We start from the raw sequence: 12,208 nt of genomic DNA on the forward strand, positions 1-12,208 counted from the left end.
GGCATTCTCCGGCTGCTATTGCGGCAGGCCCAAGGCTGGCGACTCGATGCCACGCGCCTGGTCGATCTTCTCGGCCACCTTGAAGGCCGCGTCGAGTTCACTGATGCCGTGTTGCTGCATGAGCTGGTAACGCTCGGCTTTTTCCTCGGGTTCGGTCTGCGCGAGCGCGAGATAGAGGCTCGGTGGCACGGCCCGAAACAGCACTTCAAGGCTCTTGGAGAGGATGACGCCCTCGGTGAACTTCCCTGCTTCCTTGCGCGCGGAAAGCATCAGCGCCTTCTGCGCAGGCGAGAGTTCGCGGAACCGCGCGATCTTCTCCACCTCATCGGGCGGCATCGACAGGCAGATCCACCACTCGATCATGTTGAGCATGGGCTCTGCAGCGCGCGGCAAGTCGTCGATGTTTTGTGTGGCGAGCCAGAACCAGGCCCCCAGCTTGCGCCACATCTTGGTGATCTTCACCACGTAGGGGGCGAGCAGCGGGTTCTTGGTGATGATGTGTCCTTCGTCGGTGACGTTGATGATCGGGCGGCCCAGGTACTGATCGCGCTCGGCAATGTTGTTCACCGTGCTGATCAGGCTGATGTAGGCAATGGAGAGCTGCGCGTTGTAGCCCTCGCGGGCATAGGTCGCCAGATCGACCAGGGTGATGTCGGCTTCGGGCCACGGCGAACCGTCGCGGTCGAACATTTCGCCGTCCGTGCCTTGACAGAACATGTCCATGGCATCTGCCATCTCCAGCAGCCGCACGCGCCGCATCTCTGGCAGCGTTGGGTCCTGGCCGCGCTCGCGCAGCGCGTTGCGCACGTCGCGCGTGAGCACCGTGCGCTTCTCGGCCACGCAATGCTCGGCGGCGTCGAGGATGCACTGGCGGATGAGCGAGCGATCGGCCCGCGTCATCCGGGCCTCTTCTTTATCCTCGCCGCCGGTGATCATCAGCCGTGCGGTGATTTCCAACTCGCCGAGTACGTCGCGCTGCTCGTCCGCTTCCATGGCCGATGCATCGGGTGGCATGTCCTCGTCCAGCACATCGGCATCCAGCGTCTGCACGTCGCTCGGCGTTTCGATCAGCCGACGCGCGTCGGCGAACGGCGCCAGGCTGATGCCCGAGCCGGGGGCCAGCTTGACCCGGTTCACAGTCAGGCCCAGGCGCTTGGCGAAATCGCTGAACAAGCCGAAGCTGTTGCCGGCTTCCACGATGAAGAGGCGCGGCCGGTAGATGGCCGTGACCTGGTTCAAGAGGTTGTTGAGCGTTGCGCTTTTGCCGGAGCCGGTGGGGCCGAACAGGAACAGGTGCGCGTTCATCTGCCGATCCAGGCGGTTGAGCGGGTCAAAGGTGATCGGCCCGCCGCCTCGATTGAAGAACGTATTGCCCGGATGGCCCGTGCCCTGGCTGCGGCCCCAGGCCGGTGAGAGGTTCGCCACGTGCTGGGCGAACATCAGTTGGGTGAACCAGTTCCGTCGATCCTGGCTCGGGTTGTAGCAGCACGGCAGCCAGCGCAGATAACTGTTCAAAGGCGCGACTTCATCGTCCTCGCGCACGGGCTGCAAACCGGCGTTAAGCATCACGTTCGCCAGATCAAGGCCGCGCCGGTCCAGTTCGGCTTCATCCCGGCCGCGCAAATAGAACGCCAGTGTTCCCCGGTACAGCTTGTGCGCGCTGCCGATCAGCGAGCGGGCCTCCTGCACATCCTTGAGCGTCTGCTCCGATGCCAGTGTTTCGCCGACTGCCTTCTTCGCCAGGTGGTTCAGGTGCGATTCGAGGATGTCCTGGGGTGTCGCCACCATGGTCAGACACATCGTCGTGTCCTCGGGCATCTGATCGAACAGCGTATTGATCGCATCGCCTTTGCGGGTTTCGCCAGTCAAATGCCCCGTGCCGGGCGGCATGCGCAGCCGGTCAGTGACCAGCACACGATGCGGCATGCCGTCGAAGTGCCAGGTGCCGTGATCCGCGTCCGAGCGTGGCTGGCTGAAGAAAAGCCGCTGGCTGAAATCCCGCCCGCTCGCCAGCTCGATCTCGCCGTCTTCTGTCTCGTCGGGGTAGCGTGCCAGCGCATAGAAGCGTTCGCGGTCCTCGATCCCAGGGCCGAGCAGCGTGGGACGCGGGTTGAACCACCGCAGCAGCCAGTCATGGACGTCGGCCGCGGCCATGCGCCGGGCCTGGATGCCGGCGTTCGCCAGCCCGCCACACAAGCGATCGCAGACGATGTTCAGCATCTGCTCGGGCGTCTGGCCGCGGCGGTTCGCCTGCCCGGTGGCCCGGCGATAGACGACCATGCGCACGCGCCGCGTCTGGCCGCGCCAGCGCAGCCGTGTGACCACCGTGTCCTCGAACAGCCCGCCGGGCTTCGCTACCGCGCGCAGGTGGTGTCCGAAGAAGCGAAGGTAGAACTCGGTGAAAGCCGTATTGCGGGCGCGCGGCTGCACGTAGTCGCGCAGGGTCTGCATGTACTGGTCGAAGCTGGGTTCGTCCTGGGCGTAGAGCTGGAGTACCCAGGGGTTCTCGTCCAGTTCATCGAACGAGTCCTGGAGCGCGTTCTCCAAGGCGTCGCGGGCATGCGCGAGCCAGCCGGGTTCCCGGCCCTCGGTGCCCAGCGGCACCAGCTCGTAGAACGCCGCGACCGATTGCCCGTCTTCCAGCAGCATCGACTTCGACTGGGGCAGGAACTCCACCCAGGGCAGGAATTCCGCGAACGACGGCGCAACGTCGTACAGCGCCTGCTCGTCGGCCACGGTCGCCGGCCTGTGGCCATGGACCGCCGTGCCGGGTTCGGGGATGCCGGCCTGACGCAGGGCCTCGACGTGGCGCTGCCAGCCGTCCGGCTGCTCGTCATCGTCTGCGTCGGATGCAGTCAGCTTCGGCCAGGGGAGTTTCCAGCGCATCAGTAGTCCTCCACGCGCTCGCCGGGCATGGCGTACTGCACGCGCTGGTACAAGGGAAAAACCGTCGTATAGCCCGGCACGGGCACCGGGTCCGTGCCTGCCAGGTGCGGGTACACGTACATCACCAGGTCGGGATTCGGCAGGCGCTGGAACTGGCGATAGACCTCGTTGCGCGCTGTGCGCGTGTAGCGCATCTGCTCGGCGGGCGCGGCCTGTACATCCATCTCGGTCAGCGGCCGGCGCAGGCTCTGGCGCGCGTCGAGCAATTGCCTGCGTGCCACCTGGCCGGCGCCACCGCCGCCGTCACCGGCGTTCTGCTGCCAGATGTCCATCATCGTGCTGTCGCCGTGGGGCAGCAGCTTTTCCTTGCTGGTGGCGCAGCCGCCGAGCACCGCGACGGCAAGGGCCAGCGCCAGGCCCTTATTCAAGTTCGAGAGCATGGCTTTCTCCTGCACGGTGATCGACCTTGCGACCTTCGGGATCGAAATCGATGGCGAGCGGCTTTTCGAGGTGGACGGCGACCTTTGCGCCGGGTTGGACATAGACGGCGGCGAAGGCCTGGCCGTACAACTTGTTCACCCAATCGGCCATGTCCCGAACGCCGCCGGCCAGGATGCGGCCCACGGCTTCGTTGCCCGAGATGCCGACGCTTCCGATGGAGCCATCGGCGCCCACGTAGGACATCTGACCGCTGTCGCTGTCGATGAGCGAGGCGACGCCGGCACCCGCCGCGGTGATCAGCGCCTGTGAGCCGAGGTACTGCTGGGCGTTGCTGCGCCGCTCTCCGCTGACGCAGGGAATGCCATAGGGGTCGCTGATCCAGCCCAGGCCGTCGCGCTGCTGGTTGTTCTGCTGGTTGCCCTCGCGGTCTTCGGGAATCGTCCGAATGGTCCCGTCATGGAACACAAAGGTGATGCTGCGCACCTGGCCGCGCACGCAAGAGAGCGTCCAGTCACCCGAGGCCGTGCCGGAAAACACGGCGCCCGCCACGTCGGGAATGTCAATTCCGTTTGCCGTGAGGTTGTCGGGACCGACCAGGACTTTGAACGGATACGGATCGTTGACCGTACCGTCGATCGGCACGCGGCCGATCAGCGCCGTCATTGCCACCGATCCCATCAGCGTCGAGTTGGTCGGCACCGTATAGACCGGCTTGGCGCTCTTGACGCCTGCGGCGCGGGCGCCCGCGTTCGCCACGGTTTGTGCCGTGGTTTCCAGCGTGCTCTGCGCGGGGCCGAAGCTCGTCGGAAAGCTCATGCCGCCACCCGTGCCACGACTGCCGTTACGCCCATCAGTGGGCTTCGCGTCGTCCGGCTCGACCCAGCGCACGCCGCCTTCCATGCCTGCCTCGTCGCCGTTACGCAGCCCCAGGCCCACGGGTAGATCGGCGTGGCCGCCGCCGCGCCCGCCGATGCCTTCCAGGCGCCGCTGCAGGTCGGCGAGCAGTCCCTCGGTCTGCTGGCGCTCGCTGGCTGCCTGCTGCTGGTCGCGGCGCAGGTTGGAGCGCTCGGTCTCCAGCGCCGAATTGATGCGCTGGTCGATGGCGTTCTCGCGCTGGCGCAGGCGCTGGTTCTCTTCGCGCTGAGACTTGTTGTCCAAGAGCGTGGTCTGAAGCTCGGTGCGCAATTGCTTCACCTGCGCCACCAGGGTCGCCACGGTATCGCGGGGGGTATCGCCCTCGATGCCCAGCGCCTTCATCTCCTCGGGCGTGAGCTGGGCGCCGGCATCGGCTGCGGGCTGTGTCGACGTGCTCCCACCGGAGAACAGCCGGATGGCGACGAACAGCACCAACAGGGCCACGGGGATCATCAGCCACTTCAGGAGTCCGTTACTGCGCATGGCGAGTCTCCTTGCCATCCGCGGCCTCGTTGTCCCGTGTCTCGATTTGCGGCTGCGGCAGATGCGCAGCCGGGTCGAAGCGGTGGATAGCGGGCAGCAGCGACTGCGCGAGGCCACGCCCGCGCGTCACCAGGTACAGAACGGTGGTGTCCTCGGGCGTTCCGCGTGGACCCAGCGCCTCGTGCTGGAAGCTGGCCGTGAGGAAATCGCCTTGCAGCACACGCGGGTCGAGGGTGATCCAGCCGCTGCTGCCGTTGGTGAGACGCACGGCGGTGACCCACTGGTCTTCCAGCCGCCACGACGCGAGCGCGACCGCGCGCACCGGCAGCGTCGGCATCAGCGTGGTCAGGTCCATGTCGCGGCGCAGATTGACCCGCATGACACCCGGCAGCGCCTCGACCGTACGCAGCGGCGCATAGAGGTTCTGCGCGGCGAAGCGCGTCAGCGCGACCGAGACCGGGGTTTCGCGCCGCGCCGTCCGCGCGCCTGCCTGATTCTGGGTGTGCGCCGGGGGCGCGTCGGCACCCTCCGGCTGATCGCCATAGCGCGCCGGGGTGCTGTTGCCCTCGACGATGCGCACCGGCTCCAGCTCGGCTTCGCCGTCCTTGGCCGGCTCGGCGGCGATGTCCAGCAGGATCAATGCGCCCGTGTCGGCGTCCTGCAGTTGCAGCCGTGTTGGTTCGATCGGCGCACTGGCGCGCAGGTACACCGCACCGCCCGCGCTCTGCACGCGCAGACGTTCGCCCACGCCGGCAGGCACGCCCACGCGGACGTTCCTGTCGATGAACACGATGCGCTCCTGGCCGACACGCAACGGCACGGCCAGCGGCAGACGTTCCCAGCGCAGGATCTCCACCGCATGGGCGACAGGTGCTGCGACTACGACCAGCAGCCCCAGCAGTGCGAGTACAGGATGCTTCATGGGGTTTCTCCTTGGGGCGCTTGCGGAGCCAAACCACCGGGCGCCGGGCGCGTCGGCTCCGGGGCGCCGATGCGCTGCGGCGCCCCTTCGTAGCAGTCGAGTACCAGGCCGAACGGGTTGCGGGCGGGATCGATGTCCACGCGCGTGACCTTGATGGGGTAGCGCACCAGGGCGCGCTTGACCTGTTCCGCGCCGTAGTACTCGTCGGCGCTGATGTCCAGTGTCACCACCCAGTCGCGGTCGGAGACCACGCGCACGCGCGTCGTAGGGTCGTCGCCGTAGCCACGGCCCGGGATTTCGTAGATGCCGCGCACGCGCTGGCGCAACTCACCCGTGCTGCGGCGGTAGTCGTAGTCGGCTCGCAGGAAAGCCTGGCAGGACGGCGTGAGATACGGCGAGAGTGTGTGAAGGTTGCGTGCGTAGTCCTCTTCGCCATTCGTGGGCCAACGGTGGAGGGTCTGAAACACGTAGAACGTGAACGCATAGACCGATTCGGGCGGCACTTCCCACCACTTGCGGGTACTGCCGGAGCGCAGATCAGGCGGGACGTGGATGGTCAGGTCGCGCGGAGCGCTCCACCAGCCGCCGCCCATCACCAGGGCGACGATGACCAGCGCGCCAGCACCCAGGCGAAGCGTCTTGATGTGCGCCTGCAGATGGGTGATCTCGTTCTTGAAGCGGCTCATCGTGCCCCCCTTGCAGCAGACCTTCGGGTGGTCCAGAAGCCGGAGCGTGAGATCAGCACATGGCCGCCCACCCAGCCCGCCACCAGCGGATAGCGCGTGGCGATGCGCCACTGGAGTTGCCGATACAGCCAGGTGTCGGGACGCCCACGCTTGAGGCGACGCAGGATGCCGCCCCCGATGAACACGCCGAAGGCCACGCCCAGCACGACGAACGTGGGCGCGAGCGCGATCGTGCGGAACACCCAGGACAGCGGCGCACCGACCAGCAGGCCGGCGGCACCGGACAGGCCGCAGCAGATCCACAGCTCGTCGGCGGTGAGGCCGCGCACGACAACGGGATGGCGGTTGAGCCGGTGCGGAAGGAACGTGACCGTCCCGTCAGCACGGACGTGCTGCTGCTCGGACATACCGGCCTCGCCTTACAGGATGCCGGTGGCTTCGGTGAGCAGCCAAATGCCGATCACGAGCAGCACCGCGCCGATGGCGACCGTGAGGCCGAATTGGCCCCAGGTTTTGCGACCAGTGTGGATTTCCGCGTAGGTGCCGTAGGCGTGGTAGCACACGCCAATGAACATCGACGCCACAACCAGCAGGGCCACGAGCATGATGATGTCGTAGCCGTAGTTCCTGATCGTCTCCATGATGCCGCTGCCGGCGCCCCGGGTCGGGTTCTCCAACTGCGGCAGGCCTTGCGCGAACGACAGCGCCGGCAGCGCGGCGGCGCCCAGAGCCACGGTGGTGCGCTGGACAAAACGGGAAGTGAGGATGCGGTTTTGCATGGTCAGGCCTTTCAGGTCAGGAGAGGAGGAAGAAACTCAGGACGAGGTACATCGCGACGAAGCGGATGCAGACGCCGAGGAACTGGCGCTGGTTGAGGCGGCTCTCGGACCACCCTACGTAAGCCGTTCGGATGGCCCAGACGCCCCAGACGAGCAGGACCGCGAACACGACGCCGACCAGGACGGTCGCCATCGCGGAAGGCGCGATGCCGCTGTTGGCTTGAAATGCCGAGACTTGGGCGCCGTTCATGGCTTGGCCTCCGCGGTCGTCGGCGATGGCTCGACGGCCCGCTCGGTGCGGTAGTCGCCGGCCAGCTCGGCGGGGTCGCGCGGCTGAGCACGCGAAGGAGAGAGGTGCGCCTGGATGCCGGCGCGCACGCGCGCTAGGTCAGCCAGCAGCCGCGGGTAATCGAAGTGGTAGCGCTCGCCCGGCTGGACGGGAGCATGCGCGGCGCTGTCGGCGACGGTGCGCTCCAGCGCGTCGAGCTGGCGCAGCGCCGCGACCAATTCCTGACGCTGCGCGGGGGGCTCGGCCAACGCCATCGGGGACTGGCCCAGCAGGAGGGCCGTCACGAGAAAAGTGGGCACGCCGCGATGCGCGGCACGCAGCCAGGTTGAAGCCACCATCGCGCCATTCCTGTGTGATCAGCAATGGCTCGATCGTGGAGATCAGGGCTGCTTTAGGCCGCAAACAATAGGAACCCGCGGATGACCGGATTGATGGATGCCGAGGCTGTTGGTGTCAGCCTGGGCTATCCTGCGGTCAGAAGTAGATCGAGGAGGAATTTATGGGGCTAAAGACCGAGCTGAAAGCTCTGGTGGATGAGTTAGATCGCGTGCACAAGGGGGCCACTCCATGGTCCGAAGAGGCCGGCATTCCTGATTTCATCACCGCTGAGAACGGTATGCAGCGGTACTTCACCAAGAAGGCAAGAGAGGCGCTTGGGCAGTTCTCCAGCACCCTCCATCAGAATCGGACTCTGAACTCAGTGAAGATCGAACCCGAGGCCTTTCAGAAAATTGCCCGCCAAGCCGTTGCCGATATGCACGCCTCGGGTGAGCTTTCGGGGTTTGATGAATGCGATCAGGGCGGGCTGCTTCCCAAACTGAAATTGCTTATCGAGGAACGACTCGCAAGCATCACCAACGAACACACGCACTATTTCCCTGCCTGGACCCTGGGCATGGAGAGGAAGTCTCCGTTCTCCCTCGGCCCGGTGACATTCTTGAATAGGTCGGACTGGATAGATTCTGTAGATTTCCCTCAGCAGGGAAAGGATCACTATCTGAACCAACCAGAGGCGAACCACCGCTGGAAGGAAATTCTCAAGGATGCCTTGCAGAAGGCCAATGATGGCTCCTCCATCGAAGGGCTGGCCAACGCCGTCTACAGTGCGATAGTCGGATGTCCAGCCTTGGTCAAGGTAACAGTCCGTGGCTATGAGCGTGAATTCTCACGCAAGCTGGCGAGATTGGTTGGCAAGACAGCGCTTGACGCTATCTCTCTGGGCTTTGGAGCCCCCGAGTGCTTCCTGCAACAGGCGCTTCAAGACGAGCGCCTACCGCCTGCGGGTAGCGATCGCCTGGTCGAAACCAAAGGGTTTCTGTGGTTGCCTGGAAGCTCGCTCGGGAAGCGGATTCCTTCGCAACCTCCTGAACGAGTAAGGCAAGCGTTGGATGACATGACATCTATTCTTCCGGCATTCGCGGCGATCCTTGATGGGCTGCTTGATCCATCGAGTCACCCGCATCCCAAGCTTGCCAATCGATGGGCTACTGCGCTGGATTGGTTCGGCGAAGGAAACCGTGAGTTAAGCGATGCTATAGCGTTGGCGAAGCTCGGAACCTGCCTGGATGTACTGAGCTGCGGCGGCAGGAACGGCGGTATCTGTAAAATGGTCGTGCATCTGACCGGAACGAGTGACGACACGCAGGTAATACGAGGCAACCGTCCTCGCACGCTGAAGCAATTGGTCAAGGACATCTATGACCATGGTCGATCGCAGATACTGCATGGCACGCACTACGACAGACTGGAATCATTCGCGGCAGAGCGGCAGTATGCAGCCTACCTCGCACGGATCGTATTGATTGAGTGCGCAGTGCGACTACAGCGTTATGGTGGTCCAGATGATGACGGGGCGTTCAGCACAATATAGCTAGAGGTACTTTTTGAAGCTCCCCGCAGTCAGGGATATACCCAGTCCAAGCAAGGCGGTGCTCGGCAGCAGGATCAGCAGCGGATGCACCGATACCGGCAGCGCCAGGTACGTCACCCAAGGCAGCACGGCCAGCGGCATCAGGCTCGCCTTTGCGCGGTGGTAGATGAAGCCGGATTCCCGGCCCGCGCCGAAGCGCCGCACGTCACGGCGCACCAGGCCATCGATCAGACCTACGAATGCCGCCGTGAAGATCAGTGGCAGGGTGAGCACCAGGACCAACAGACGCACGAGAAAGGTCAGCGTCGTGAACGCTGCCGCAATCAGGTAGCTCTCGGTCCAAACATAGACTTGGCTGATGAAATAGCGGAAGTTGCGCGTCTGGCCCTGGCTCGACGCACGGGCGCGCTCGGCGGTCTGGCTCATGCGCTCCAGCAGCCCCGAACGCACGAACACCCATTCGTAGCCGGTATCTACCAACTCGTGCGCTGTGCGCCCCGGCTCCTGCACGATCACGCTGCGCGTGAAATGGCTAGACAGGTGCCCCAGCTCGTACTGCAGCATCTGCTGGGAGTGCCGCCAGCTTTGATCCTTCCAGAACAAGTGCATGCCCACGCACTCCATGACGATGGAGAACAGCAGCGAGCCGATCAGTACCCCAAGCAGCCGAAAAGGCAGCGTGATCGTGCCGATGACCAGACCCTGGCGGCGGCCTTGCTCCCTTCGTGTGGTGCCGGCGGCATCGCTCATGGTGCGGCCTCGTCTCTGGCCATATCGCCCGTGCCGGAGGCAGGAGCGTCGGCGGTGGCCACCTCATCGAGCAGGTCATCGGGCAAGGCCGTGTCCTGCAAGACCGGGGAACTGGTGAACTCCCACCACTGCGTGGCCTCACTGTAGCTCTGGCGCATGTAGCCCGCGAGTTGTTGCAGATCCTGCGGCATGACCTCATCGGGGTCCGGTGCCGGCAGCGGCATGCGAACCTTCCAAAGCTGGCCGCCCTGCAACAACGCGAAACACTGACCCTTGGGTAAGGCGACGACGTGCGACGGCTCGATCATCGGCACGCTGGACATGCTGATGCGGTCCTGCGTGTTGCTGGTGAAATCCGTCGCCCCGCGGATGTCGGAGCTGTCGGTCGCGCCGGAGACGATGGTGGTCGTATAGACCTCGACCTTCGGCAATTGCCGGGTCAGCAGTTCAGCGGTGGCCGTCTCGCGCACGCGCAGCATGAACAGGTTGTTGAAGTTGCCGATCACCTGACCGGCCTTCGCGCGGTTGCCGATGCGAGCCTCGATGTCCGAAAGGGTCTGGGTGTACGCGGTGACTTGCAGACCGGCGCCGCCGCCTTTGTTGATCAGCGGCACGAACTCGTCACCCATGAGTTCATTGAATTCATCCGCGTGGACGTTGATCGGCACGCGCGTGCCAGCCGATGCGCCCGGCAGGCCGTCATCGATCCCGTGCTTGTAGATATGGCCTGCCACCGAAACGAGATCGCTGAACATCGAGTTGCCGACCGCTGCGGCGACCTCGGCATCGGATAGCGCGTCCAGGCCCACATAGACGACGGCGCGCTTTCGGATGACCTGCATCCAATCGAAGATCGGGCGGGGGTCGGCCAGGTCGGAATAGTTCGGCGCCAGAAGCTGGGAAATCTTCCCGCTGGTGAGTTTCTCCAGCAGCGGCAGCAGCGATGCGACGATCTTGTCGAAATACGTCTTGTCGTAGCGAACCGCCGAGCGCAGGCCGTCGAGCACCGGGTCATAGTTACGGGCCTGGGAGAGGTACTGCTCCAGCGCCACCACGCGCTTCTCGCGCCCAATCATGTTGCGCGGGATGTTCTTCTCGTTGAGCTTGGCCTCGATCTGGACGATCACCTCCCAGGCCTTGGGCTCGGTCTTGGCGAAGTAGTGCTGGGCGTACTCGATGAACAGCGCGTCGATGTTGATGACGTGGCGCTGGATCAGCATGTAGTCCGGGCGCTGGCCCAGTTCCACCAGGGCGCGGGCGATGATATTGACGAAGCGCCACGCAAACTCGCGAAATGCCGCGCTGTTGCCTTCCCCGGAGAGCTGCCCTGCAACACGGGTGGCCACCTCGCTGATGCGCCCAAAGCGGCCCACAGCGTTGTAGCGCGCGGAAATGTCGGGCCAGCCCAAATGGAAGACATAGAACTCACCCTCACGACCCGCGCGTTTGGCCTCGACGTACACCCGCTTCAAAAGATCGGCATCGCCCTTGGGGTCTATGACGATGACGACCTCGTGCTCGCCGTCGGCGTTCTTGCGCCGAATGTCCTGGGTCACAAACAACTCGGCCAACCGCGTCTTGCCCACGCGCGTGGTGCCCAGCACCAGCGAATGCCCGACGCGCTCACCCAGCGGCAGGCTGACGTCCACCTCATCGGGTTCGATGCCGTGCAGGCGCGGCAGGCCGCCCACAGGCGGCAGCGGGCGCACCGGGTTGAAAGACACATCCCAGCCCGTGAGCGCGGGCAGCCGAGACAGCGGGAACGGCGCGAACTCCAGCCGTTCCTCCAGCCTGCGCGCCAGCCGGTAGGCCGGCGTCAACTCGACGTAGCGGCGAAATTCCGGTCGGTACGTCTGCATGAGCCGATGGGTGTGTTTCTGCTCCCACAGAAACCCGCGCCCCACGAACAGACGCTGCTGGCTGACCGGTACGTCCTTGCTGGTCATCACGTAGCGCGGCAAGCGGCGAATGTTGCGCCGGTAGCGCAGGATGACGCGGGCATCGCGGTAGCGGATGGCACCGTAGGCGCAGAACGCCAGCGCACTGCCGACGCCCATGGCCGGACTCAGCGCGAGCGACCACGGGGCCACCAGGGACAGAAACGCGGCGCCTGCACACGCCGCGACGGTATAGAACTCCACCGCTGGGCGCAGCAAAACCTCGACCGGCTGTTTCCCCGACATGGCT

The 12,208-nt window shown here is 64.9% G+C and carries 12 protein-coding genes; 1 reads left to right on the forward strand and 11 read right to left on the reverse strand.

What is annotated here, in order from left to right:
* Positions 1–15: 15 nt before the first annotated feature.
* From LU671_RS11785 to LU671_RS11825, 9 genes are read right to left on the reverse strand one after another with little or no spacing between them, the layout of a single operon-like run.
* A complete protein-coding gene (locus LU671_RS11785; protein WP_003158645.1) occupies positions 16–2,886 on the reverse strand; it encodes a conjugative transfer ATPase in 2,871 nt (956 codons plus the stop codon).
* Positions 2,886–3,326 carry a TIGR03751 family conjugal transfer lipoprotein gene (locus LU671_RS11790; protein ID WP_003158644.1) on the reverse strand — a complete coding sequence of 147 codons (441 nt, stop codon included), beginning with the start codon at positions 3,324–3,326 and terminating at the stop codon, positions 2,886–2,888. The genes LU671_RS11785 and LU671_RS11790 overlap by 1 nt, the downstream gene beginning before the upstream one ends.
* Positions 3,307–4,725: a TIGR03752 family integrating conjugative element protein gene (locus tag LU671_RS11795; protein ID WP_003158643.1), complete on the reverse strand. Its 1,419-nt coding sequence runs from the start codon at positions 4,723–4,725 to the stop codon at positions 3,307–3,309. The genes LU671_RS11790 and LU671_RS11795 overlap by 20 nt, the downstream gene beginning before the upstream one ends.
* Entirely contained in the window at positions 4,715–5,647 is a 933-nt protein-coding gene (locus LU671_RS11800; RefSeq protein ID WP_003158641.1) for a TIGR03749 family integrating conjugative element protein, read from the reverse strand. Before LU671_RS11800 ends, LU671_RS11795 begins: the two co-directional genes overlap by 11 nt.
* A complete protein-coding gene (locus LU671_RS11805) occupies positions 5,644–6,333 on the reverse strand; it encodes a PFL_4703 family integrating conjugative element protein (protein WP_003158640.1) in 690 nt (229 codons plus the stop codon). The genes LU671_RS11800 and LU671_RS11805 overlap by 4 nt, the downstream gene beginning before the upstream one ends.
* A complete protein-coding gene (locus LU671_RS11810) occupies positions 6,330–6,740 on the reverse strand; it encodes a TIGR03750 family conjugal transfer protein (protein WP_003158639.1) in 411 nt (136 codons plus the stop codon). The genes LU671_RS11805 and LU671_RS11810 overlap by 4 nt, the downstream gene beginning before the upstream one ends.
* A 12-nt stretch (positions 6,741–6,752) precedes the next feature.
* Positions 6,753–7,112: a TIGR03745 family integrating conjugative element membrane protein gene (locus LU671_RS11815; protein WP_003158638.1), complete on the reverse strand. Its 360-nt coding sequence runs from the start codon at positions 7,110–7,112 to the stop codon at positions 6,753–6,755.
* 16 nt (positions 7,113–7,128) lie between these two features.
* Positions 7,129–7,362, reverse strand: a complete 234-nt coding sequence (locus LU671_RS11820; protein ID WP_003050225.1) for a TIGR03758 family integrating conjugative element protein — start codon at positions 7,360–7,362, stop codon at positions 7,129–7,131.
* The gene (locus LU671_RS11825) at positions 7,359–7,739 is read right to left on the reverse strand and encodes an integrative conjugative element protein, RAQPRD family (protein WP_003158637.1); all 381 of its coding nucleotides are present in this window, start codon (positions 7,737–7,739) and stop codon (positions 7,359–7,361) included. Before LU671_RS11825 ends, LU671_RS11820 begins: the two co-directional genes overlap by 4 nt.
* Positions 7,740–7,900: 161 nt before the next feature.
* Between LU671_RS11825 and LU671_RS11830 the strand changes: the two genes are divergently transcribed.
* Positions 7,901–9,271, forward strand: coding sequence for a hypothetical protein (locus tag LU671_RS11830; RefSeq protein WP_003158636.1), 1,371 nt, complete (start codon positions 7,901–7,903; stop codon positions 9,269–9,271).
* Here LU671_RS11830 and LU671_RS11835 read toward each other — a convergent pair whose 3' ends face one another.
* Both LU671_RS11835 and traD read right to left on the reverse strand, forming a co-directional pair.
* A complete protein-coding gene (locus tag LU671_RS11835; RefSeq protein WP_003158635.1) occupies positions 9,272–10,021 on the reverse strand; it encodes a TIGR03747 family integrating conjugative element membrane protein in 750 nt (249 codons plus the stop codon).
* The gene (traD, locus tag LU671_RS11840) at positions 10,018–12,204 is read right to left on the reverse strand and encodes a type IV conjugative transfer system coupling protein TraD (RefSeq protein WP_003158634.1); all 2,187 of its coding nucleotides are present in this window, start codon (positions 12,202–12,204) and stop codon (positions 10,018–10,020) included. Before traD ends, LU671_RS11835 begins: the two co-directional genes overlap by 4 nt.
* Positions 12,205–12,208: the final 4 nt, after the last annotated feature.

Origin of the sequence: Pseudomonas sp. NMI760_13 (genome assembly GCF_021283245.1) — a bacterium.
GTDB lineage: Bacteria > Pseudomonadota > Gammaproteobacteria > Pseudomonadales > Pseudomonadaceae > Aquipseudomonas > Aquipseudomonas peradeniyensis.